General features: G+C 47.0%; 20 protein-coding genes. 8 read left to right on the top strand and 12 right to left on the bottom strand.

The annotated features are described in order from the left end of the window. Positions 1-121 precede the first annotated feature (121 nt). The 3 genes from ACXAG2_RS07195 to tkt are packed head-to-tail and all read right to left on the bottom strand — an operon-like array spanning position 122 to position 4,358. Positions 122-1,297, bottom strand: a complete 1,176-nt coding sequence (locus ACXAG2_RS07195) for a phosphoglycerate kinase (protein ID WP_474865508.1) — start codon at positions 1,295-1,297, stop codon at positions 122-124. Between the two features lie 31 nt (positions 1,298-1,328). Next, positions 1,329-2,342 (bottom strand): erythrose-4-phosphate dehydrogenase, encoded by a 1,014-nt coding sequence (gene epd, locus ACXAG2_RS07190; protein WP_474865506.1) that lies wholly within the window; start codon positions 2,340-2,342, stop codon positions 1,329-1,331. A 24-nt stretch (positions 2,343-2,366) separates the two neighbouring features. After that, positions 2,367-4,358, bottom strand: coding sequence for a transketolase (tkt, locus tag ACXAG2_RS07185; RefSeq protein ID WP_474865504.1), 1,992 nt, complete (start codon positions 4,356-4,358; stop codon positions 2,367-2,369). 464 nt (positions 4,359-4,822) lie between these two features. Between tkt and metK the strand changes: the two genes are divergently transcribed. Together metK and ACXAG2_RS07175 are read left to right on the top strand one after the other, a co-directional pair. Continuing rightward, positions 4,823-5,968, top strand: coding sequence for a methionine adenosyltransferase (metK, locus tag ACXAG2_RS07180; protein WP_119500228.1), 1,146 nt, complete (start codon positions 4,823-4,825; stop codon positions 5,966-5,968). 191 nt (positions 5,969-6,159) lie between these two features. Then, positions 6,160-6,657 carry a hypothetical protein gene (locus ACXAG2_RS07175; RefSeq protein ID WP_474865503.1) on the top strand — a complete coding sequence of 166 codons (498 nt, stop codon included), beginning with the start codon at positions 6,160-6,162 and terminating at the stop codon, positions 6,655-6,657. Between the two features lie 23 nt (positions 6,658-6,680). Here the strand turns inward: ACXAG2_RS07175 and ACXAG2_RS07170 are convergent, their stop codons facing one another. Together ACXAG2_RS07170 and ACXAG2_RS07165 are read right to left on the bottom strand one after the other, a co-directional pair. Continuing rightward, positions 6,681-7,370 carry an aspartate/glutamate racemase family protein gene (locus ACXAG2_RS07170; protein ID WP_474865501.1) on the bottom strand — a complete coding sequence of 230 codons (690 nt, stop codon included), beginning with the start codon at positions 7,368-7,370 and terminating at the stop codon, positions 6,681-6,683. Positions 7,371-7,388: 18 nt separating this feature from the next. Further along, on the bottom strand, positions 7,389-7,904 hold the full coding sequence (locus ACXAG2_RS07165) for a hypothetical protein (RefSeq protein WP_474865499.1): 516 nt from the start codon (positions 7,902-7,904) through the stop codon (positions 7,389-7,391). A 176-nt stretch (positions 7,905-8,080) separates the two neighbouring features. Between ACXAG2_RS07165 and ACXAG2_RS07160 the strand changes: the two genes are divergently transcribed. Further along, a complete protein-coding gene (locus ACXAG2_RS07160) occupies positions 8,081-9,259 on the top strand; it encodes an ABC transporter substrate-binding protein (RefSeq protein ID WP_474865496.1) in 1,179 nt (392 codons plus the stop codon). Beyond that, positions 9,256-12,105 (top strand): ATP-binding protein, encoded by a 2,850-nt coding sequence (locus ACXAG2_RS07155; protein WP_474865494.1) that lies wholly within the window; start codon positions 9,256-9,258, stop codon positions 12,103-12,105. The genes ACXAG2_RS07160 and ACXAG2_RS07155 overlap by 4 nt, the downstream gene beginning before the upstream one ends. Before the next feature lie 104 nt (positions 12,106-12,209). Here the strand turns inward: ACXAG2_RS07155 and ACXAG2_RS07150 are convergent, their stop codons facing one another. Next, positions 12,210-14,570, bottom strand: a complete 2,361-nt coding sequence (locus ACXAG2_RS07150; RefSeq protein WP_474865492.1) for a TonB-dependent receptor domain-containing protein — start codon at positions 14,568-14,570, stop codon at positions 12,210-12,212. 265 nt (positions 14,571-14,835) lie between these two features. Between ACXAG2_RS07150 and ACXAG2_RS07145 the strand changes: the two genes are divergently transcribed. Beyond that, positions 14,836-15,801 carry a hypothetical protein gene (locus ACXAG2_RS07145; RefSeq protein WP_474865489.1) on the top strand — a complete coding sequence of 322 codons (966 nt, stop codon included), beginning with the start codon at positions 14,836-14,838 and terminating at the stop codon, positions 15,799-15,801. A 91-nt stretch (positions 15,802-15,892) separates the two neighbouring features. Here the strand turns inward: ACXAG2_RS07145 and ACXAG2_RS07140 are convergent, their stop codons facing one another. Both ACXAG2_RS07140 and ACXAG2_RS07135 read right to left on the bottom strand, forming a co-directional pair. Continuing rightward, positions 15,893-16,048 carry a lasso RiPP family leader peptide-containing protein gene (locus ACXAG2_RS07140; RefSeq protein ID WP_119500220.1) on the bottom strand — a complete coding sequence of 52 codons (156 nt, stop codon included), beginning with the start codon at positions 16,046-16,048 and terminating at the stop codon, positions 15,893-15,895. Positions 16,049-16,059: 11 nt separating this feature from the next. Beyond that, entirely contained in the window at positions 16,060-16,707 is a 648-nt protein-coding gene (locus ACXAG2_RS07135; RefSeq protein WP_303573647.1) for a PEP-CTERM sorting domain-containing protein, read from the bottom strand. Positions 16,708-17,350: 643 nt separating this feature from the next. On the opposite strand from ACXAG2_RS07135, the gene ACXAG2_RS07130 reads away from it, so the two are divergent. Next, entirely contained in the window at positions 17,351-18,772 is a 1,422-nt protein-coding gene (locus ACXAG2_RS07130) for an asparagine synthase-related protein (RefSeq protein WP_474865487.1), read from the top strand. Here ACXAG2_RS07130 and ACXAG2_RS07125 read toward each other — a convergent pair. The 4 genes from ACXAG2_RS07125 to ACXAG2_RS07110 are packed head-to-tail and all read right to left on the bottom strand — an operon-like array spanning position 18,769 to position 22,602. After that, positions 18,769-19,215, bottom strand: a complete 447-nt coding sequence (locus ACXAG2_RS07125; protein WP_303573649.1) for a lasso peptide biosynthesis B2 protein — start codon at positions 19,213-19,215, stop codon at positions 18,769-18,771. The genes ACXAG2_RS07130 and ACXAG2_RS07125 overlap by 4 nt on opposite strands. A 5-nt stretch (positions 19,216-19,220) precedes the next feature. Next, on the bottom strand, positions 19,221-19,484 hold the full coding sequence (locus tag ACXAG2_RS07120) for a PqqD family protein (protein ID WP_303573650.1): 264 nt from the start codon (positions 19,482-19,484) through the stop codon (positions 19,221-19,223). 1 nt (position 19,485) lies between these two features. Continuing rightward, positions 19,486-21,159 (bottom strand): ABC transporter ATP-binding protein, encoded by a 1,674-nt coding sequence (locus ACXAG2_RS07115; protein WP_474865483.1) that lies wholly within the window; start codon positions 21,157-21,159, stop codon positions 19,486-19,488. Between the two features lie 45 nt (positions 21,160-21,204). Then, positions 21,205-22,602 carry an undecaprenyl-phosphate glucose phosphotransferase gene (locus ACXAG2_RS07110; RefSeq protein ID WP_474865481.1) on the bottom strand — a complete coding sequence of 466 codons (1,398 nt, stop codon included), beginning with the start codon at positions 22,600-22,602 and terminating at the stop codon, positions 21,205-21,207. Between the two features lie 701 nt (positions 22,603-23,303). Here ACXAG2_RS07110 and ACXAG2_RS07105 point away from each other — a divergent pair. Next, entirely contained in the window at positions 23,304-24,134 is an 831-nt protein-coding gene (locus ACXAG2_RS07105; RefSeq protein WP_474865479.1) for a hypothetical protein, read from the top strand. Then, the gene (locus ACXAG2_RS07100) at positions 24,131-25,474 is read left to right on the top strand and encodes an O-antigen ligase family protein (RefSeq protein WP_474865477.1); all 1,344 of its coding nucleotides are present in this window, start codon (positions 24,131-24,133) and stop codon (positions 25,472-25,474) included. The genes ACXAG2_RS07105 and ACXAG2_RS07100 overlap by 4 nt, the downstream gene beginning before the upstream one ends.

The following is a 25,474-nucleotide window of genomic DNA, read 5'->3' as shown; positions in this document are numbered from 1 at the left end:
CAACACTCCTTTTTATGTGCCGCGTGTAAAAACGGCTGTAGGGTTTATAATATTGCCGGCAAACGTCACTGTTCGCCGGACAAGTTGAGTAACGAATTTCGTTACACGAGCGCTGTTTTTATTATTGGTTTTTTTCTTCTAAAACAGCGACCGCTGGCAGGGTTTTACCTTCCAGGAACTCAAGGAAAGCACCACCGCCGGTAGAGATGTAAGATATCTTATCTGCGATATCATACTTATCTACTGCAGCTAACGTGTCACCGCCACCTGCAATAGAGAATGCGTCACTGTCTGCAATAGCCTGCGCTAACGCTTTTGTGCCTGCGGCGAATTGATCAAATTCAAATACGCCTACAGGACCATTCCAGACAATTGTGCCCGCATTTTTCAAAATTGTTTCTAATGCCGCCGACGAATCAGGACCGATATCGAACACCATATCGTCATCGCCGATTTGATCCACTGCCTTTAATGTGGCCGGCGTGGTCTCAGAAAACTCAGTACCGGTGACCACGTCGGTAGGTACCGGAATATCGCCGCCGTTTGCCTGCGCCTGTGCAATGAGCTCTTTCGCTTCATCAACCAGGTCCATTTCAACCAGTGATTTGCCCACATTGTGGCCCTGAGCAGCAATGAACGTATTGGCGATACCACCACCAACAATAAGCTGGTCCACTTTCTCTGCCAGCGTTTTCAGCACGGTGAGCTTAGTTGATACCTTTGAACCGCCCACAATAGCGACCATCGGACGCTTAGGGTTATCTAATGCTTTACCCAGTGCATCCAGTTCAGCTGCAAGCAGCGGGCCAGCACATGCTTTCGGAGCAAATTTTGCGACACCATGTGTCGACGCCTGGGCGCGGTGTGCAGTACCGAAGGCATCCATGACAAAGATGTCGCACAGCGCAGCGTATTGTTTTGACAGGGTTTCGCCGTCTTTCTTTTCGCCTTTATTAAAACGAACGTTTTCCAGAATAACCAGTTCGCCCGGCTTCACGTCAACGCCATTCAGATAGTCTTTAACCAGCGACACTGACACGTCGAGTGCACCATTTAAGTAATCAACGACTGGTTGCAGTGAATATTCTTCTTCGTATTTGCCTTCTTCAGGACGACCCAAATGAGACATCACCATTACCGCTGCGCCGGCTTCCAGAGCAGCTTTAATTGTAGGGATAGATGCTTTGATACGCGCATCTGACGTAACTTTACCGTCTTTTACCGGTACGTTGAGATCCTGACGGATCAACACGCGCTGACCGTTCAGCGCCAAATCCTGCATGCTTGGAATTGCCATAGTTTTCCCTTAAAAACTGAAGTTAATTTCCTCAACACCCCGACTGGTACATAGCCAGCGTGGTATCAATCATTCGATTTGCAAAACCCCATTCATTGTCACACCACACCAGCGTTTTCACCAGTTGACGGTGACTGACCCGGGTTTGCGTACCATCAACAATGCATGAATGAGGATCGTGATTAAAATCTACTGAGACTAACGGCGCTTCCGAATAACCCAATATACCGGAAAGTCGCCCTTCACGCGCTTTTTTCAGTGCACTGTTCACATCAGTGATGTTCACTTCGGTGTCCAGCGTGACACTTAAATCCATGGCCGTCACATTGACTGTGGGTACCCGCACCGCAATGGCTTCAAACTTACCTGCAAACTTTGGCAGAATACGTTCGATGCCGGCGGCCAACCGGGTGTCGACAGGAATGATAGACTGACTGGCAGCTCTGGCACGACGGAGATCTTTGTTATAGGCATCAATCACCTGCTGATCATGCATTGACGCATGTATGGTAGTGATAGTGCCGCTTAATACGCCGAAAGCATTATCCAGCGCCTGGATGACAGGAACAATACAGTTCGTGGTGCACGAGCCGTTAGATACCAGTTTGTGTTCAGGTAACAACGACTCTTCGTTGGTGCCAAAAATGATGGTGTTGTCTAAATAGGTGCTGCCGGGCTGTGAAAAGAGCACTTTGCCGGCACCGGCATCAAGGTGGGCCTGACCGGCCTGCCGGTCAGAAAATACACCGGTACATTCGAGCACAATATCCACCCCCAGAGTGTCCCAGGGGAGGTTGTGAATATCTGGTTCAGCCAACAGGCGGATACTGTCACCCGCCACCATTAACTGTTCGTCTTGTAGTGCCACATCAAACCCGAACCGACCATGCGTGGTGTCGTATTTGAGCAGATGGGCTATGCCTTGAGGTTCTGCCAGGTCGTTAATCGCAACTACTTTAATCAATTGATTGCGCCCTGTTTCATACAGGGCGCGCAGTACGTTACGACCAATGCGGCCAAACCCATTTATGGCTACACGGACCATAAAAAACCGCCTGTTGTCGAACTATTATAAAGACAACGCTGCCTCAACAACGGCATCTGTTGTAATGCCGAAGTGTTTGAACAGTTCTCCTGCCGGACCGGATTCACCAAAGGTGTCCATGCCCACAATTGCGCCGCCGAAACCTGTGTATTTATACCAGGAATCTTTCGCTAATGCTTCAACTGCAACACGCTTAGTAACACTTGAAGGCAGAACGGCTTCACGATATACAGCATCCTGACGGTCAAACGCATCAGTACAAGGCATAGAAACCACACGGGCTTTAATGCCCTTCTCTGCCAGTTGCTCGCTGGCAGCGACAGCCAGTTGCACTTCAGAGCCTGTGCCGATTAGCAGTACATCTGGTGTACCGTCAGTATCTTTCAGGATATAACCACCTTTAGCGATGTCAGCAACCTGCTCAGCAGAGCGCGCTTGCTGCGGTAAACCCTGACGGGTAAAAATTAAGGTGGTAGGACCTTCGGTACGTAAAATTGCTTCTTTCCAGGCAACCGCAGACTCAACCTGGTCACAAGGCCGCCAGTTGTCAAGGTTAGGCGTAGAGCGTAATGCCACCAGTTGCTCAACCGGCTGGTGCGTAGGACCATCTTCACCCAGACCAATAGAATCGTGGGTATAAACAAAGATAGACGGCGCTTTCATCAGCGCGGCCATACGCACTGCGTTGCGTGCATATTCCATAAACATCAGGAAGGTAGCGCCGTACGCTTTAAAACCGCCATGCAGGGTAATGCCGTTCATCATTGCCGACATACCGAACTCACGCACACCGTAGTAGATGTAGTTACCGGACGCGTCTTTCGCATCAACGCCTTTTGAGCCTGACCAGATTGTCAGGTTAGAACCGGCAAGGTCAGCAGAACCGCCCAGCAATTCAGGCAGCAACGGACCAAATGCATTCAGTGCATTCTGCGATGCTTTACGGGTTGCCGGAGCATCAGGATTAGCCTGCAGTTTCGCAATGTAAGCATCCGCTTTTTCAACGAAGTCAGCCGGTACATCACCATTTACACGGCGGCTGAATTCTGCTGCCAGTTCAGGGAACGCTTTTTCATAGGCTGCAAACGCTTCGTTCCAGTTCGCTTCTGCCGCGCTGCCCTTCTCTTTGCCATCCCACTCAGCGTAAATATCCTGTGGTACTTCGAAGGCACCGTGGGTCCAGCCAAGTTCTTTGCGGGTTAATGCAATTTCGTCATCACCCAGCGGAGCGCCGTGACAATCTTCTTTACCTTGCTTGTTAGGGGAACCAAAACCGATAATTGTTTTGCAGCAGATAAGTGTAGGCTGTGTGGTATTCGCGCGGGCTTCATCAACCGCTTTACGGATTTGATCAGGGTTGTGACCATCAACACCGGCAATGACATGCCAGCCGTATGATTCGAAACGCTTCACGGTATCGTCGGTGAACCATCCCTCAACTTCACCGTCGATAGAGATGCCGTTGTCATCGTAGAACGCTACCAGCTTGCCAAGACCTAATGTGCCGGCTAACGAGCATACTTCATGAGAAATACCTTCCATCAGGCAGCCGTCACCCAGGAACGTGTAGGTGTAATGGTCGACGATATCGTGGCCGTCCTGATTAAACTGTGCAGCCAGCACTTTCTCTGCCAGTGCCATACCTACGGCGTTGCTGATCCCTTGCCCCAGCGGACCGGTGGTGGTTTCAACACCCGGCGCATAGCCATATTCAGGGTGACCAGGGGTTTTAGAATGTAACTGACGGAAATTTTTCAGCTCTTCTAACGGCAGATCATAACCCGTGAGATGCAGCAATGAATAAAGCAGCATAGAGCCGTGACCGTTTGAAAGCACAAAACGGTCGCGGTTCGCCCAGTTGGGATTGGACGGGTTATGAGAAAGATAATCGCACCACAAAACCTGTGCGATATCCGCCATACCCATAGGGGCGCCCGGGTGGCCTGATTTGGCTTGCTGAACTGCATCCATGCTAAGTGCGCGGATAGCGTTGGCAAGTTCACGACGAGTTGGCATGCTAACTCCTTTAATAATTTGCTTAAAACTTTGACAATGACAACTCGGAGATTAATCCGGAAACGGATAGGAATTCCTGCTGCCGACTATGAATTTTCAAACTGGCGACTATTCTTACCTAAGCGCATAACCAGTTCAATGTGTTTTATACCGGGTGCACTTATCGAATTTAGTTAACTTATAACAATTATTCGGATAGTCGTTGCGCAAAACAGGTTCTCTGCTGACAGAAATCGTTTTTCGTCTTACTCACGTAATAACGAACCGGACTGTCAACGAAACGTAACAAATAGACTTTTAGACGTCCAGAAGTAAAGATGGTATTTTCATACGAACCCGGTACAATGCTGTTCATCGTCCGGGACGACAGAATATACCCGGGGGCGAACGAATATACCCAACCAGCCAGTCACTTAAGCTTATGATAGTGATGTATTGGTTAACCCAGAAATAACGGAGGATTTATGGCCGCACATTTATTCACATCGGAATCAGTCTCAGAAGGACATCCGGATAAAATTGCCGACCAGATTTCAGATGCTGTGCTTGACGCCATATTAGAACAGGATCCCAAAGCACGGGTTGCCTGCGAAACGTATGTAAAAACCGGTATGGTACTGGTAGGTGGTGAGATCACCACATCCGCCTGGGTCGATATTGAAGAATTGACCCGTCAGACGGTAAAAGAAATTGGTTACAACCACTCAGATGTAGGCTTTGATGCTGACTCCTGTGCTGTACTGAATGCGATTGGTAAGCAATCTCCTGACATTAATCAGGGTGTTGACCGTGCCCGCCCTGAAGAACAGGGTGCCGGTGACCAGGGTCTGATGTTCGGCTATGCCAGTGACGAAACCGACGTATTAATGCCGGCACCGATCACCTATGCACACCGCCTGGTGCAAAAGCAGGCTGAAGTAAGAAAGTCCGGTCAGCTCGATTTCCTGCGCCCTGATGCAAAAAGTCAGGTAACTTTTATTTATGAGAACGACAAGCCGGTTGGTATTGATGCCGTTGTTCTGTCTACTCAGCACAATGAAAAGGTCACCACAGAGCAACTTCGCGAAGCCGTTATGGAAGAAGTGATTAAGCCTGTACTGCCTTCGGAATGGCTGACCAAAAACACTCAATTCCACATTAACCCGACTGGTCGTTTTGTTATCGGCGGACCAATGGGTGACTGTGGTTTGACTGGCCGTAAAATTATCGTAGATACCTACGGCGGTATGGCCCGTCACGGTGGAGGTGCATTCTCCGGTAAAGATCCATCAAAAGTAGACCGCTCGGCGGCATACGCAGGTCGTTATGTGGCGAAGAATATCGTTGCAGCCGGTCTGGCGAAGCGTTGTGAAATTCAGGTGTCTTACGCTATCGGGGTAGCAGAGCCAACATCTATCAGTATCGAAACGTTTGGTACAGGTGTGGTTGATGAGAAAACACTGGTGGCACTGGTACGTGAACACTTTGACTTACGTCCTTACGGCCTGATCAAGATGCTTGATCTGGAACGTCCGATTTACCGTCCAACGGCTGCTTACGGTCACTTCGGCCGTGATGAATTCCCATGGGAAGCCACAGACAAAGCAGAAGCGCTTAAAGCCTCTGTATAAAAACAATGATAAAAGGAAGGCGGCATGTGGAAACATGCCGCCTTTTTATTTAAATTATTTTAAAAATAATTACATTTTCCCACTGGGATAATCATCCAAACCAACTACACTTAAGTATAAATCGCATTGCCTGCCCGATAATCAATCCCTAACTGAGCTGCAGACTCAGGCACACACATAGGAACCATGCCATGAAATGCTTCTGGCTAGTGAGTTGTCTGACTTTATTAAGTACGCTGAGTCATGCAGGCGGCAGTGTGCTTTCTGATACGAAAAGAAGTCAGCCGGTATACGTTGCCTCCCCCTATCAGTCTGAAATTTCATTTCGCAGTCAGCGCCTGCCGGCCTGGCGATTTGGTGTGCGCTACAACCGTGAGTTGCCTTATCACGACCAGTGGGTTGACAAGATCAGTACGTATCACTCTGTAGACTCCGTGAGGGTCTCGGCCAGCCGCTCACTGTTAAAAGACTCCAGTCAACGCATATTCGCAGCGCTGCAAACCAGTAACGATCAACAGGCCGCCCATTCTGACTGGCTTTATCTGCCTTACAACGCAGGCACCGCCGCCAGCGTCGGCTGGCAAATCGGAGAATTAAATTCGGTGAAAATGGCAGTGGAGTACCAATACAGGGAAGTGAGTGATAAAGACATCAATTCATTGTTGCTGGGTGTGCAGTACTATTTCTGAGCCTTACTAAGACAACGGCTGCGTTAACCCAGCATAAAATCCACAATGCTTTCGCAATGAATTTCAGTGGTATCCAGTACCGGAATACTGATATCTCCGGCCTTTATCAACATACCAATTTCCGTGCAGCCGAGAATGACAGCCTGCGCACCGTCTGCTGCCATTTGCTCAATGATTTGCTGATAAATCTCTTTTGAGGATGCCCGTGTTTCGCCTTTGCACAGTTCATTATAAATGATGTCATGAATGACCTGCCGGCCGGCCATGTCCGGCGTCAGCACATTGAGCCCATACCCTTGCAGCCGTTCAGTATAGAAAGCTTGCTCCATGGTAAACCGGGTGCCTGTCAGAGCTGCTTTATTTACACCATCACGCCTGCACACACTGGCTGTCGCATCAGCAATATGGAGTAAGGGTATGTTCAGCGCCTTTTCTACTTCAGGAGCGACTTTGTGCATCGTATTAGTCGCAATAGCAACGCCGTCTGCGCCGCCGGCTTCCAGTTGTTTTGCTGCCTGAACCATCGCCCGGGTAAGTGCATCCCAGTTATTTTCATGCTGCCACTGGCTAATCTCTGCGAAATCCACGCTGTTCATTAATATGCGTGCGCTGTGCAGACCACCCAGACGTTGCTTCACATAGCTGTTGATCAGGCGATAATACGTTGCCGATGATTCCCAGCTCATGCCACCGATAATACCAATCTGCTTCATTGAAGTTCCCTGTCCGTATTATCTTGCCAGTACCGGCATCGGCATGGATGCTGTAGTCATGAAGGTTTGCTGGATGAGCTCCGCATCTACACTGGCACGATGGCGTTTAACACACTGCTGATTGACCAGAGACTGTTTCACTTCATGCCAGTGTTGCATCTGGTTTTCAGATAACAGGTATTCCAGCGCTGTCAGCTTAAAGTTCATCTCTATACCAGCTTCTGCATAGAGTTTTATCAGCCAGGGATAATCCACTACCCAGCCGTCCGAATAAGCGGTACTGTTTTGCATGAAGGCATTGAGCTGAATGCACACTTCCCTGCCGTCAATACCGTATTGGGAAAGCACATCACGGGTTATGCCGTGTAAAGATTCGGCCTCGCTGTTCCAGTGCGTCCAGCTCTTATAGGGTTTTATCAAACGGCAAAAACGCGCACCATCAGAACGCTTCACACCGATTTCGATGGGAAAACTGCCGCTGCCGAATCCGCTGGCTTCGACATCCAAAATGGTAGGAGGATAATGATTTTGCACGCTAATTTTGATTTATTTGTTATACGTTAAAACTAAGTCTCTATCCTGAAAGGTGCAAGTTTTTATTCTGATAAATTCCACCATCCTTTGTCTAATTGCAGAATCACATGCAAATACTAATATTATCCCGATCCCTTTTTAAACAACCGTTTTCCTTTACGTTTCCGTGACTGAATATGACCAGATTTCTATTAATCTTTCTGCTTACTCTGACAGGTGCCGGCAGCGAGGCCGTGGCACAGGAAAAAGCGCAGCTGGTACTGGCACTCGATGCCGATCTCAGTGCTGTTGCCGTGGAAGGCGGAACCGCGATACGCCGGGGAATGGAAATTGCCATCTCAGAAGTCAACGACAATGGCGGCGTTCTTGGTCACCAGCTCTCACTGGTCACAACGGATCACCGTGGTAACCCGGCCCGCGGCGTATATAACGTTGAACAACTGGCAAAGCGGCAGAATTTACTGGCTATCTTTGGTGGCGTACACACACCGGTAGCCCTGGCCGAGCTGGATGCTGTGCATAAGAACAATATGCTGTTCCTGAGCCCCTGGGCCGCCGGTACATCACTGGTCGATAATCATTACACTCCAAACAACGTTTTTCGTGTCTCCATCCGTGATGAGCAGGCAGGGGAAGTTCTGATAAAGACAGCCAGAGAACGGGGAGTTAAAGAAATTGCCCTGGTACTTGAGCGTACAGGCTGGGGGCGTTCAAATTTAACATCATTATCTAAAGCGGCTGAACATCAGGGCCTGAAAATCGTGAGCACACAATGGATAAACTGGCGCCAGACAGATTTTACCAATGAGATGTCGACGATTATCCAGTCTGGTGCACGGGCTATTATTCTTGTATCTAATGCGCCTGAAGCTGCTGTTGTCAGCAAAACTCTGCTCAAACTGGAAGCGGCAGAAATGCCGATAATTGCTCACTGGGGTCTGGCAGGTGGGGATTTTGTCGCGGAAATGGGTCTGACAGATCTATCTAAACTCGATTTGTCTGTCATTCAAACTTTCAGCTTTTTATATCAGAACAATAGCCGCTCTGCTTATTTACTGAAAGCGTACCGCGAACGTTATGACGATATTGCTCCACAGGCAATTCCGGCTGTTGTGGGCCTTGCTCATAGCTATGATCTGGTCCATATTTTGATTGCTGCAGTGAAAAAAGCCGGCTCTGTTGAAGCTGATGCTGTTCGTCAGGCCCTTGAGAACTTGCCGGTGTTGCAAGGCGCAGTGAAAGAATATGCGCCGGCGTTTACGGAAAATATGCATGATGCATTAATGGCGGAGGATTATTTTATGGCGATGTTTAACGAAAACGGACACCTTATCCCGGTTTCAGATATCCGGTGAGTACCCGCCCCTCGCTGTATACTCAGCTGCAGCAAACCATACTCCCACGGCTATTAGTCGCACTGATTGCTGTCAGCATAATCTTGTGCCTGTGTATTTTTTATGTGGCACAGAAGCAGGTGGCAAATGAACAGCGCACTTATATCTCACACCTTAAGGCAGATCTCACATTCACCCTCGACAGTACGCAACAGCTTATGGAGGGTATCGCGGCTAATGACCTGCTGATAAACAGTTTTATTGATATTCAGCAGCGGCAGAATTATCTGCCCATCTTTTTTGAGTCTTTGCGCTTTACCCGTGCCCGATCTTTCAGTCTCGGATTGTTTCAGTTTAATGGTGAACCGCTCATCACAAACAACTGGGAAGGTCAGGTGCCGGCATCGATGGCCAACGCGTGGCAGGAGACGGTACTGAACGAATCGAAACCTTACAATAATATTTCCGGTGACGGCACAATTATCGCGGTACCGGTATTACTCGCGGATTCAGCAGAAGGTGCGCTGGTACTCCATATTCCGGCTCTGCAGGCATTAATTTATCAACGGGACAGTGATGCAAGCCAGTTAATTCTCGACAGTGAAAAGAAGATCCTTTACTCGAATAAACCGGCGATGTTCAGGCCCGGCAGTGTGTTCGACCATGCAGCCTACTCAGGTTGGGAGTCTGAATCAGAGCAGTGGCGGGGACTGACTCTTATCAGTCAGGCGCCGGCACTGGAAGCTTACTCTAATGTACTCTGGTTAATTCCGGCAATTTTGATCACCCTGGCCTTTGCTGTGATCGTGAGTGTTTACGCATCCAGTCACGCTGCGAAACTGAGCGCAGTGACCCTGCGCCAGCTTCACGATGATATTCAGCGCAGTACCAGCCGGAAGAAAGGGGTAACCAGCACCGGCAGTGAAAATGAACCTGCAGAACTTAACGAGATCCGGACAGCGTTCAATCAATTAATCATCAATTTATCTACTATCTCCCTGTCCAACAAACAATTTTCGAATGTGCTGGATTCACTGGAAGAGATCCTGGTTGTGCAGGACGAAACCGGTGAGAACATCCTGGCAAACCGTGCTTATAAACGATACGCCCTCTACTATGATCTGTCAGACAACACCCTCAGAGACATAAAAGGCGACTTATCCGCTGACAAACAGTCTCTTACCGGCCACTACGCCTCTTTAAGTGACAAGAGGCCGATCACATTAAGCTGGCGGGTGCTTCCTCTGATGGACGATGAGCGTAAGCAGGTTGGCAGTATTCTGGTGGGCAACGATCTGACTCAGCGGCGGGTGCTGGAAAATCAGATAAATGTAATCAGCCATGCCATGAAATCTGCCACCGTGTCGATACTCATTGTCGATGCTCAGGAAGCGGGCTTTCCTGCCATCTACGTTAACCCTCATTTTAGTCTGATCACCGGCTTTGATGAAGATGAAGTCATGGGACAAACGTTCCTGATGTTAAATCAGATGAAAGCTGAAGCAAGCCAGCTGCATAAAATAAAATATGCCCTCAGACATGGCCATGCCTTTGACGAAATGCTGATTTGTCATAAGAAAGACGGTTCTGTTTTCTACAACCAGTTGATCCTGACGCCTGTCTACACTGAGGATAAGCTAACGCATTTCGTGGCGTTCTTTCAGGATGTTACAGACCGGGAGCGAACACGACAGTACCTTGAAGACGCCCGCTTAAAGGCAGAAGAATCTGCCCGTTTGAAATCCGGCTTCCTCGCCAGCATGAGTCATGAAGTCCGCACCCCGCTGCATGGTGTATCTGGTGCATTGCAACTGGTGAATAGGACGCCACTCGACAGTACACAGAAACGTTATGTCGATTTAGCAAAAGACAGTCTGAAGAACTTGCAGCACATTGTGGATGACATACTCGATTTCTCAAAAATCGAGGCCGGTCAGCTCAATCTGGAAGCCATTCCGTTCAATCTGGAACTACTGATAAAAACCATATACGACCAGTTTTGTATCAGTTGTGGTGAGAAAGGACTGACACTGAATCTGGAAAGCGATCTGAATGGTCAGACTATGGTCACCGGCGATCCGGTAAGATTACGACAGGTACTGGGTAACCTGCTAAGCAATGCAGTGAAATTTACATCAGAAGGTACCATTACCCTGCGTCTTGCTCTGACTGTTGGTGATAAACACAAATGGACCTTACGGGGAGATGTTGAAGATACCGGTATAGGTATTGCGCCTGAGAATCTGGACAGCATTTTTGAAGTATTCAGCCAGGAAGACGTGTCCACAACCCGTAAATTTGGTGGTACCGGGCTGGGATTATCCATCAGCAGGCAGTTATGTCTGTTGATGGGCGGAGATTTAACCGTCACCAGTGAGAAGGGCCGTGGCAGCTGTTTCAGCTTTGTGATGCTTCAGGGTAATGCTGAAGGTACACAACCGGCACAAAGCCACAACGACTCTAAGGCCCCTGCCCCTCTGCTTCAGGCTAAAGACTTCTGCGCCAAAATTCTCATTGTCGAAGACAATGAAATAAACCAGCTTATTGCCAGAGAACACCTGAGCCAGCATAAAACCATGACAGCCCGCAACGGTAAAGAAGCGCTGGAAGCGTTAAACAGAATGAAACTGACTTTTGATGTGATCCTGATGGATTGTCACATGCCGGAAATGGACGGATTTGAAACAACACGGCGTATTCGCGCCGGAGACGCCGGTGAGAAATACCTGAATGTGCCGGTCATTGCCCTTACCGCAAACGCCATGAAGGGTGACAGAGAACGCTGTGAAGCGGCCGGGATGGACGATTACATAAGCAAACCTTTTTCCGCAGAAGATTTGCTGAGTGCTGTTGCACGGATGTGCTGAAGGTTAGCTGTTTTATTCGCGCTCAGCTCATGAAAACTGCTGAACACTTTCTCAGAGACAAACAAGGCCGGAATTTCCGGCCTTTGCTACACTTTCAAAGCGATTTAAAATGCCGCTTTGACATTTATCGCGGCCGTTCTTGGTGCACCAATCCAGCCTGCACCGGCAACCACTGTGCCCAGATAGCTCTCGTCAAACAGGTTATTCACCGTTAAGCGTACATCCAGTGATTTAATGCCACTTGCCACGTTGTACAGCACGACACCTGCGTAGAAATCGCTGACCACATACTCCTCAACTTCTGTCTGATTAGCCTGGTCCATAAACCGGGGGCCCACATACTTTGTGCTCAGGCCGGCAATGTAATTACTTTTCGCATAATCCAGGCTCAGAACAGCCATGTCTTTTGCGGTGCCAAGAACAGTATTGCCTTCAATATCTTCGTAACGGGATTCTGCATATTTAGAATTGTTATATGTATATGATGCATACACGCTCAAGTATTCCGTCGCCTGCCATTGTGCGGATGCTTCAATACCGTCTGACTCAACACCACCGTCATTAACATAACCACCGGCACCTTCTTCAAGGAAATCGATCCCTTCGGACTGCTCGGCACTGATAAAACGAATGCGGTTATCAAATTTGATTGTGTAGTACGTCAGGCTGGCGTTAAAGCCCGGGGTTGAGTAGCGCACACCCAGGTCTATATTGTCTGCAGTTTCAGGTTCAATTACCGACAAGTCAGCGTCATCACGCTCAAGCACTGCATCTTTGATTGCTGCGTAGTTTTGCGCGAAGCCACCGAAGAATTCCAGATTGTCAGCCAGAGGCGCAACAAAACCGGCAGAGAACAGCACATCAGAATCGGACGATACAGCCAGGTTGTTATTGGCATCAAACAAATCGTTTTTCTTTACGTCTACATTGAATTGCTTAGCACCAAGGCGTACTTTTGCCACGCCCAGGTCCAGCTCGTCTTCAAGGTAATACATGATGGTTTCAACCGGGAATTCACGGCTGTACTGCACCCAGTAAGGAATGTGGTCATAATAGAAACTGGTTTTCGAATCGATGATCTTGTGCCAGTCACGTGATTCTTCGCGGTTGTAATCTTCATACCACAAGCCTGCACGTAACACGTTGTCCATATCGCCAATCTGTGTATTCCAGATCATGTCAGCGTTGAAGCCGGTGCGTTCCTTTTTGTAATGCGTATGACGATAAGAGCCCACTGGCACTGCGCTGCTGTCGTAACAGGCAGGATCGTATTCGGCAGAACTGCCGCCGTAAGGGAATTTAAGCGAGCTGACACAGCCTGTTGCAGGCGATAACGCCGCGCCTTCAGGAGACACATAGAAAAGCTGACCCAACTGAGAACCGCCGTATACTGTGTTACCCGAAATCAGTTCAGAATTAGGCTGATTCAGCCCGTCGTCAGTTACATCAACCACGTAAGGAGGCAACCAGTCGCCCCGCCCTTCCTGATTGTGGTAATAAACGTTGGCACTGAAATCCACTGCGCCTACCGACATATCAGCCTTCAGATAGGTGAAAAAGTTCTCACGCAATGTTGACCATCCGCGGCGATATGCCTGATCCTGATAAGGCACACCCGACCAGTCACTGGTAAGCTGGTCCCATTCCGGATTTTGGGCAAATTGTTCGTTGCCATAAATGCGCTGATAGTTGTCTTCATGCGTATCGTCGTATGAAGCGTAGCCGGTAAAATTGATACCACTCACATAGCTGATAACTTTGGCTGCAAAGTGGTCACGGGTATTTTCAGCTGCCTGATCCATCCAGTCTGAACTGTCCTGTGACGATACACTCACCCATGCGTAGGTGTCTTTTACCAGCTCTCCGGTTTCATAACGGGCATAAATTTTCTGACCTTCATATTCAGCCAGCGTACCACTCAGGATAAGACCTTCTTCTGTACCGGGGTCAATGGTTGTGAAGTTAAGCGTACCACCCAGTGCTTCGTTCGAACGGGAAGCGATATCAGCCGTTCCCTGAGACACCTCTACCGCCCGCAGGTTTTCTGTATCCATATAACGGTTGGCCTTCGAGCCGCCACCGTAGTTTGAATTACCGTTAGCGATACCGTCTACCGTCATACCGATTTGTTGCTGATCCAGATCCACCTGAAAACCACGGATGGAAATACTGGTAGACCAGTCATCGGCACCGAATGTATCGCCTTCGTTAATCAGGACACCCGGCAGGTTATCAATTGTCGCCAGCACGCTGGTCATCGCCGTTTGCTGCTGTTTCATGTTTTCGTCGGTGGCGTTGTTGGCATAAGACACGCTGCGGCCGATAACCTGAATTTCTTCAATAACTTCGCCATCACGTGACTCTGCAGCCATCTCTTCGGCAAACGCATTTGTGGTGCTTGCCGCGATTGCTGACAGCACAGACATCGCCAGCATGTGCTTTTTACGAGTGAGTGTGTGTTTCATGTGTTTTCCTTGCGCTTATTCTTCTGATTAAAAGTGAATCGCGAAGAGCGTACGCAGGGAATATGACAAGGTTGTTTTGATTCGTTGACTGTTTGATTACGAAAACTTGACGCTTGAATCTGTAAGAAAGCTTCCTTCCTGTGGCTTCAGCAGATCATTCCTGATTTAATTACTGTACAATCAATCAAAAGCACATTGTTGCATGCTTTACGGAGTAGCACTGCTAAGTGTGTTGCGGCAATTCAATATCTGAAGTAGAAATGGAATGGATAACAATACGGCGCTTTATTCACTTTGCAGTGTGCCCTTGCACGGGGTGAGTTTATTTACGGATTCAATGCCGGCAATAAAGAACAAATACGCACTGCGGCTCAGTAGTGGCAAAGTCGAATCACCATCACAAGAAAGTGCGATATGGAAACTGACCGACAAAGGTGAAAGGTATACATCAATAATCAAGCTCCACCGGGAAAATGACCGGCAGGTGCTGATGATTGATTGCGAAGGCAAAGGCGCATTCGAACTCACTGAAGAAGGCATAAAAGTTGACTGGCATGCCAATGGCACAGGACCTGCTCACTACCTGCAAACTATCGGTTTATCTGTTTTTCTTGAACAAAAAGGTCACCTTTGCCTGCATGCTAATACGCTGGTAAAAGAAGGACAGGCGCATCTGTTTCTTGCTCCCAGCAGGACCGGGAAGTCGACATTAACCACAGCATTAACTCACGAAGGATTTACTCTCACGACTGATGACATGGCAGCCCTGTTTTCTGACGGCAATGCTTTTTCGGTATATCCCAGTTGGCCTAAAGTTCGTCTGTGGCCAGATAGCACAGAGTATTTTGCAGACAGTGCCTCATTTGATAAAACAACGGTTAAGAAAGTACACGATCGCTTCGCAAAAAATGAAATCACTTTCGCCGGGCAGATGTCAGAAGATAAACCCGCTCAAATAAGTGCATTGTATTTTCTGAACAGAGCTGAGAATTATACCGGACCTGTTGAAATAACACGCATAGCCAATAGTAAAGCGCTCATACTACTCATGCAAAACAGCATGCTGGGTGACGCTTATAAAGCGCTGGGAATCGACAAACAACGGGTTGGCTCACTTGCTACGTTGATAAATACGCTTCCGGTTTATGAAATAAAATATCCTGATGGACTTGAACGACTGACTGAAGTTTGCAGGCAAATTAATGAATGGATTTCAGCGAAGAACAGGTAGAGACGCAGCGCTTGAATGATGGGTACGGATACATGCTCAGAGCAAAACAAAAAGGCCAGTCGTATGACTGGCCTTTTTTTATTCGATCAGCTTAACCCTGGAATGGGTTACGCTTAGTCTGACCGCCTTGTTCGTCAGGAATGCTACCTGCGAAACCTTCAGTCAGTTCAGCCAGGGTACCTACTTTTTGCAGTTCCGGCTTTACATACTCTTGTTTGCTTTCAGAAGCATTTTCAAAAGTTTTCATGTTTTCTATCCTTATGCCTTTCTACGGCGGTTGAAGCCCATAAATCCTAGAGCAGCGGCAAAGATACCCAGAGTTGCAGGTGCTGGTACAGCTACTTTGTCTGTATCAACAACAAACTGGAAGCTGCCTGCCGCGTCCATCAGGTTGCCGCTAACGCCACTCAGTGTTAAACCACCAAAAAGCTCGTCTTCAATATTCATTGAATATGAAGCATCTAACACATAACCGTCTGTAACCAGTTCACGACCGGCAAGAGAACCATTAGCACTCGCATCGCCTGAAACAGTATCAAAAACAACATCAGCAGCATATGCATCAACATAAACAGATGCAATGCTCAGGCCAGTACCGTCATAGGTGAAAGTCCATGCACCGTAAACATATGCGGCACCAGGAGGCTGATCAGCGATAGTATCGCCAGTTTGTGTTAAAGACCACGAAGTACCGGTAACGCCGCCGCTGTAACCTTCCATATAAGGTACAGTCGCGTCGCTTGAGGTTACACCCCAAGTTAACGTCTCAGTGCTCAGGTCAGAGTAAGTAACAGTCACTTCCATGCCTGCCATGTCAGCGCCGGTGACAGTGCTGATGTAGCTAGCTGAAGCTTGACCGCTTAAAAGCAGGGCTGCTGCTGCCCCAAGTAAAGCCGACTTTTTCATTCCATATTCCTTGTAAGTATAAAACTACGTGGTATAAATTATTGTTGTACACAATAGGAAAGCAAGCATCACGCCACATTTGAAAACATGTGTATTTTCAATTATTTAAAAAAAGATAATGTGAATTTGATGTTAATGGATGATATTTACAAACAGATCTGTAAAAAATTCAGACAGATCCTTTTAGATCATATTTGCTGCACCAATCTTTCTCCCGAACTGATGCAGAAAACAGATTATAAATTATAAAGTTAAATTGGCAATGTTAATTTTTCTCCTGAATTTATTAATGTTAGCATTCAGGCATACTCAGCAGAACCTGTTACTATGTCTGATCGCTCAGTAATGGTGCATTTACGCAACAAGACGGAACTTTGTGAAACCATTTCTCTTCATATACAGCCATAGGTCCCCGGGTCCGCTTCAGTCCGGCGGGCTTGAAAGCCAGTTTTTTACCCATTGCTTTGTTCGCAACGGCAGACTTAGTGGTTTTTCAAACAGTGGTGACACAAAATTACCCGTTCAGGCAGATGAGCGGACTCCAGAAAAGTTAGCATCTATAAACTGTCCATTTTTTATACAGCCTAAAAATGATGCTGTTATCATCGGTACGGACGCGCTTTCTCTGACTACTCTGTACTTCGTGTCTACACCTGATTTCACCGTCATCAGTAACAGCGGCGCCCATGCGCTGGATGTATCCGGACTAAAGCCGGTACTTTCAGACACTGCCATAGCCGGATGGCTTGCCGGTCAGCCAGTCCCTCAGCTAAGTATTTATTCAGGGCTGCAGATATTGCCGGCAGGCCACTACCTGCGATGCAGTAAGGATAAGGTAACAAGTCATCAATATTGGGATATTGATCCGGAAAACCGGATCAGACTCACCAGTGATGATGAGTATGCAACTGCCTTTCGCGAGCTCTTTACTTCTGTGGTGGAAGAATACACTGGAACGACAGAAGTAGCGGGCTGCCAGATGAGCGGCGGGATGGACTCTACCTCGGTTACCTCTCTTGTACACCAGTATCAGAAGCAGCATAAACGCCGCTGTATTGCGGTTTCGCATTACTATAAGCACGATCCTAAATCAGATGAGACTGAATTGATCCGTGACATGCGCGAATATCTTCAGTTAGAAGAGTTTCATTTTCAGGATGTGGACAAATCACGATATCGTAATTTTCTGAGTCTTTACCCGCCACATTTTGATCATCCGGGTATTGTTCTGTCTCCCCGTTACCGGGATGAACTCTCAGATTTAAAGCAAATGGGTATCAGTAAACTGTTTACCGGAAACGGGGGCGACGAAATTTGCTGGGGGCATGCCAGTGCATACACCCAGCGTTTGCGTGAAGGAGAATGGGGTGTTCTAACTGAAGTGTACAAAGCCTGCGTAGAAACTGGCATGTCTTTTAAATCTGTTGCCCGTGAACTCTTTATTAAACCTTTCGTACCCACTGCCTTGTTGAATATGGCCAAACGTCTGAAAGGAAAAACACCCGGTGTGCTGCCACTGCCAGCCTGGTTAACAGATAAATCTCGCCTGCTGGCCAACGAAGCTTTCGGGTTCCATAATCCTTTTGATCCTGTCAAAGAACCAGCCAGCCATGCCAGATACTTTGCGCTCAAAACGACTACCACGTTCAATTCTGTCAGATCTTACGATGCCATTGCTGCCGAATTTGATATAGAGGTGAAGCATCCTTTCTTCGATTACCGGCTTGCTGAGTTTTCTTTCGCAGTGCCACCCTCACAACTGATACGCGGGCCTTATCCCAAATTCGTCTTACGTAATGCGATGAGCCGCCACTTGCCGGATTCAGTATGCTGGCGTCAAACGAAAACCACCTTTGATCATCATTTCGGCAATCTTGTCAGAGAAAATGCTGGTGAACTCCGGGAATGTTTGTCACACCCGTATCTGAGCGATCGTGGACTGATTGATAATAAGAAAGTGCTTAAAGCTTTTGATGATGCGGTATATAACCGGCATGGCGGTGTACATGTGGACCTGTTGTTTGTCATCCTGACCCAGCGCTGGATTCAGGCATTTCATGTCTAAGTCAACGCGCTGAGAAAAGCCTGCTCACTTCCTTTTTTCGTTCTCAATTCTGTATAAGTGCTGACAACATCATGACTATCATTAATGATTATGCCGTCATGTGTCAGCCAGCAGTGGGCCTCCGTTTTCCCCGCCGTTACCCGCACCCCGAAATGTAACCCGGGATAAATTTGAAGGTCATTGAGTAATGACATGGTCACCAGACACCTTCTCAGGCAATTCATTTTCCGGATATGATGCCTGCCCGCCTTCTCAATGACAGAGATAAACGATTCAGGCACCGGCGTTTTCGTACTTTGAAATTGATCCGGGGTAAAAATATGTCCTTTCCATTTTTGATACGGCTGTTTTGAAATACGCCAGTCCCATATCAGAAACATCAGCCATGCCTTAATGAAAAGCTTTTTATGGCTCAACGGTAATCGAAAGAAAGCACCTGCCATTATGCTTACACTTTCTCAATGAGACCCTGTTCAAGGAGCGAAGTCACAAGCTCAGCGTAGTCCTTCCTGACTTCATCTTCAGATACATCAAAACGGGATACCATTGCTGATACCACATCATCCTCATCTTTGCCCTCTTCAAGTAATGAAATCATCTCGGTGCCGACACCGTTAACTGTAAAATACTCACCGTTCTCCGGCTCAAGGATCACCATTTCATCGACGACTTTTTGAGCGAGGACGTCTTCTTTCAATTTATAAGCTGTCATGTTATTCCTTTACTACCAATTCAGTTAATGTCCGGTTTTGCAATTCAAACAACCGGTCTGCCACATCGGCAATTGTAGGGTCATGGGAAATCATCAATACCGTATAGTGCTTAAAGAGATGTTCAAATTCGTCTTTAAAACGGTGTCTTCCTCCCTCATCCAGCATCGATGTAGGTTCGTCGAACAATAAGATTTTTGGCCGTTTCAGTAATGCTCTGGCCAGAGCGATACGTTGCCTTTGTCCGCCAGATAGCCTGATACCGCCTTCGCCGACTAAAGTGCTCATTCCTGCCGGCATCTTCGAAACAATATGAGTAAGTCCGGACAATTTGCATACTTTATCGATATCATCCGGTTCTGGTTTCTCAACACCGTAAGTAATGTTATCAAGAATACTGCCATTGCATAATACGACATCCTGAGAAACATGGCCTATACAAGCCCGCACTGACGTGGTGGTGACTTTGAAAATATCCTGACCGTCAATGCTGATATGTCCCCTGGACGGCTCAAAGAAGCGCATGAGTAAGTGCAACAAGGTAGATTTACCTGCCCCGTTCTCACCCGTTATCAACGCCGTTTCACCGGATTTTAATGTAAAAGAAATATCTGACAATATATCTGCATTGTCCTGATAGGAAAAACAGACATTGTCGAAACGCACCTCGCCTCTTTCTGCAGCCAGTTCAGCAAGCCCTGTTTCTGTAGGTTCTCTTTCCTGAGCGTGCATTGCGAGTAAACGTGATAAAGCACCACTCATCTGCATCGTCTGTCCATATAACCCGGCGAGCGCACTTACGGGCCGTGTAAAAATCATGCCGTAAAGAAGCAAACTGACAATGTCTGATACATCAATCTTGCGCGCTTTAAACTGCAACAAACATACCCCGATAATTGTAATAATACACACTGAGGCGAGAAACTGAATCAGCGGCGGCAGCATAGCCTGATAACGAAATTGTCTGGTTCTTAACGACAGTACTTCACCTGTATGAGATTTATACCGGCCGGACTCTGCCTCTTCGCGGTTAAACGACTTTATCAGGGAAATTGTGCTGATATTCTCACTGGCAATCGCCAGAGTATCGGCTTGCTTCTGGACAATTTGTTTAGAAAGAGGATGAATCTGCCTGCCAACCAGTTTGGTCACGACATAAACCAAAGGCACAAGGGTGATGATAAGCACGGCGACCAGTGGTTCAATCAGATACATCATGATCACACTTCCCACCAGCACCAGTATATTCGGGAGTAAGGTTGTCAGAACACTGGTAACGAAATAACTCACTGTTCCTAAATCATAGGTAAGCAGCGACAACACATCACCCTTATTCGTATTCTGAAAATACTTCATAGGCATGATTTGCACGTGGTCATATAACCTGCAGCTAAGGTTGGCCATTAATCTGGCCCCCAATACATTCAACTGATAAGTAGAAAAGAATTTCAGAAGTGACTGAACAGCGAAAAGCACACACCATGCTGCAAGGTAAAGTGTGAGTTCGTTTAACGAAGTGAAACTGCTGTTTACTGCGGCGGCTGACTGCTTACCAACAACATAAGGAATAGCAAGATTGAGAGCAGTTTCTGCCATCAGGATGGCGAAGATAAACAGAAAACTAAGCCTGTAGTGCCGAAATATGTTCCTGCCAAAGTACAGGCTTTTAGTCCACATGTTTATCCGATACTGTTACTGCAACTGACTTCGGGAGAAGACCCGTTAATAAACGTTTTTGCCCACGAAGCCTTTAAAGAAAGTAAAGATAACAATTTTAAAGTCGAGCCACAAAGACCAGTTTCGAATATATTCCAGGTCGTACTGCACACGCATTTGCATTTTTTCAACGGTGTCTGTTTCACCACGCCAGCCATTTACCTGCGCCCAACCCGTGATACCCGGCTTGATTCTGTGACGCAGCATGTAATATTTAACGGTTTTACGATACATCTCATTGTGCGCGACAGCATGAGGACGGGGACCGACAACAGACATTGAGCCCTGCAAAACGTTAATGAACTGGGGTAATTCATCCAACGATGTGCGGCGTAAAAATGCACCGACTTTAGTAATCCGGGCGTCGCCTTTGGTTGCCTGAGTGACCTTATCACCATCTTCAGTAACGGTCATAGAACGGAATTTCCATACTTTAATTTTCTTGCCGTCTACCCCGTACCGGTTCTGTTTGAAAATGACCGGACCTTTAGATGTCAGCTTCACAGCCGCTGCGATAAATAACATAGGGACGGCAATAACAGCCAGAATGCACGTTGCGAGGAAAATATCTTCAGCGCGTTTAATCGCAGTTGTCGCTCCGCGCATGGGCGTATCGAACACACTGATTGTTTGTAAATTACCAATATTACAAAGACGGGAATGAACCATGTTGTACATGAAGAAATTCGGAACGAAGTGAACTTCAGCGTTTGTATCACCCAACTGATGCAGAATTTGTTCAATGCGTTTGTTGGCTGTCATCGGCAATGTTATGAATATTTGATCAAACTCACCATTTCTGACTGCTGCAATGGCGTCGTTAATTGAGCCCTCTACTTTCATACCATCAGGAATCGCCAGACGGTCTGTATCACGATCATCGAAGATACCGTCGATTCTGAAACCTGTATGAGGGTTACGTTTCAGCTCATTGGCCAGCGCAACAGCATTCTCGTTCATCCCAATAATACCAACGGAACGGCTGTTAAAGCCCTTCTTGCGCACATGATACAAGAAGGCCCGCATAAACATACGCCAGGAGCACAGGAAAACAGGGGCAACGATAACCCATGATGACAACGCAACGCGGGAATAGTCGTCAGACGTTTTAGACAAGAAGAGATAGGAAAGCACCACAACAGTACTGACAAACCAGCTTACAACGGTATAAAAAATCAGTTCTTTAGAGGTACCTGAACGCCAGGAACGATACAGCCAGAATAGTTCAGCAGACAGCAGATAAGTAGTACTTCCAATCAGGCCAAGCAAATGATAGTGCACGTCGATGGGCACACCATACAGATTACATGCAGCCAGCAAAGTGAGCTGGATGAGCAGAAAATCAACAAAGCGGTATACTACGGCAAATTGATTTATGTTGTTTCTAACGAAGCCGTTTCCCATGATGAACCATCCTTGCGTGTAACGTTAAATTTTGGGTAACTATAATTCGGTTACTCACGGTATTTGTTTGAAGTCTCGTGAATGCGCCTGCTCCATTAGTCTAAGCAAAGCAAAAAAAACACCAACTTTTTCAATTAAAGGCTATTTTTCTCTTCCGTGAAAAAACCTTGAAGTAACTGCGTGAATTATTTTATTTATAATAAAGTGAACCTGACAGCTTATTGTTACATATTGATGTAAGCATCAAAAACTGACCATTTTCGGCGTGTTTTACTGCCCAAATTTTGTATCTTTAATTCGCTTTGTAAAGAATACTGACAACAAGGTGAAAGACGCACCAAAAATTAACAAACTAAGAACATTTCATGTTATTTTGTGAAACATTTATAAATGTAAAACAGATTATCTCAAATTAAATACTTGCAGTTAAGTAGCTGCCACAAAACAAATGTTCGGTGTTTAAAGGGCTGTTACTACGAATATTCAACTTTTTTAAAAACAATTTTCCTAGGGACTTTAATGTTATCGGTGTAAATTTTTACGACACTTTGAGGATACAGAGCCTACGTAAAGACTTAAAGTGTGTAATTTAATTACATTTGCTTTTTACCTATACCTTTCACCTGAAGCGCAACCTTTTAAATCTTTTCCCGAACTGCGAAAGTTGGAATACTCGTTGCATAGGAATACGATTTGCGAGAATGCAAATATACGAGGAAAACCGGTTGCTGTCCCGCCGGTTGCCACACCAGTCTTACTTTATGGCGTACCCTATTTTGAATCAGGTCACTCTGGATAACAAAGAAAATCAAGGACTCGGGCCGCTTACCCTATCGCTTACAAGGCTAGTTTTGGCATCGGGCTCATTACTTTTTGCCGGCTGGTGTTTGTTTTTAGCGTCAGATTACGTTGAACTGCACCGGCTGACTGAAACGATTTCAGGTGAAAAAGCGTTGTCCCGGTCAGCGCTCCCGGGTCCCGGAGATTCACTCATTCCGTTTGAAAATTACAGCGAAGCATTAACCGTGTTATCAATGCGGCAACCGGGAGAAGCAGAGATCCCGTATCTACAGGCTTCACTTGCCCTGCACAAATTACAAATTGCACGGGTTGGCGGTGACAACAACGGGCCGGAGTTTTTTAACGCGTTTATCGACAGAATCCATGCGCTACAGCCAACACATTATCAGGCATTTGCCCTTACCATGGCGAATGCATCTTTAAACGATCTACCTGTCACCGCATACCATGATTTACTCAGAACATGGCTTCCGCTGGCGCCAAATGAAGAAGAAGTGCAGATTAATGCGGGTAGCTATCTGATTGCGCACTGGGAGGAATTACCTGCAGATATTAAGGAGCTCGTTCTTCCTGTTATTCAAAGCGGATTAAGACAACAACCGGTAAAACGTATCCTGATTCAGGCCATGAAAACCTATAACGTGATACACCCTTTTTTAAAAATTTCACCTGACAGAGCAACCACGGCGAAATTAAAAGCGATTACCGGCAATCCGGATGCAAATCAATGATAAACAGGTTTGTAAATCGCGCTGCTTTTGTATTGCTGGGTAGTCTGTTTGTAGTTTTCCCCTGGTTTCACGGACTTGATTTAAAATGGGAACAGATCCTTGCTGCGGCTTGTATCAGTGTTTTTTTTGCACTTTCCGTTCTCTCATCCTCTTTCCATTTCAGAGGCAGCATCCGCTACGTTTTAATAATGTTCGCAGCATGGCTGTTATACGCAGCCTTGTATCTGATCCCGCTTCCCGCTACCGTCATTGACTTTTTGTCCCCGCACATGAGCCACTGGTACATGTTAAATGGCCCGGAAAGTGAAGTACGGATGACGGTTTACTATCAGGCCAGTCTGATTGAATGGATAAAATTTCTCGGAATAGCACTACTTTTGCTTTCGGTATGGCTTCTTTGCCATTCTGAAGAGAGATTGCACAAACTAATAATTATTCTGGTGACCGGATGCACCATCACAGCACTGTATTCTTTGCTCAATTTCTTCAGTGTAGGTCAATTTGAACTGGTGGGTAACATTCCGCCATGGGATTTGAAGTGGCAAGACGGCATAAGAGGGACCTTCAGCTATAAAAACCAATATGCACTTTACATTGCTTTTGGTATTGCACTTTCTGCAGGTATGCTGGCCGATAATATCAGGGGCCGCCGCAATCGAATGGTTACTGTAATGCTGATTCTGACTCTGATAGTGCTTACTCTTACCCTTATCAATACCAGCAGTCGTGGCGTTATTGTCGCCTTAGCCGGCGGGTCAGGACTCGCTGGCGCATTGTTCCTGCTGCGTCATAAATCACTCGTCAAACAATGGTTGTCTGTAAAGCGCATTGCCGCCGGTGTGGTAATGTTGCTGGCAGCTGCCGTTCTTTTTATGCAGTCATCTGTGTATGACCGTTTTGCTCACCAGAAAATGGCCGACAATGGCAGAATGCACCTCAGAAATACTGCTATCAGTGTTATCAGTGATCATCCGGTGACAGGCACAGGTCCCGGTACTTACCCTTATATTCAGCATGTTTACAAACCGATGGCACTGGGCATTTCCAAAATGTCTAAGCGGGCTCACAATGACTACCTCGAAACCATGGCGACAACAGGTATAGTGGGTTTCCTGATACTGGCTATGCCTTTGGGGTACATGCTGTGGCGGATTTTCAGGCCTGTAGATTGTGCTTTCAATGGCCTGCTGACAGGCTGCAGGGCAGCAATAGCAACTTATTTAATTCAGGCCGCTTATGATACTAATGCAGGAATATACTTCCTGCCTTTGCTGTTTCTAACGGTACTGACAGCAGCATTCGTATTGTGCGAAAAGTTTGTCGTACCGGCTCCGGAATAA

The organism is Alteromonas sp. ABH4_456, from assembly GCF_056160645.1.
The sequence above is the reverse complement of the archived record's forward strand: the minus strand, read 5'-3'. Positions and strand labels throughout refer to the sequence as shown.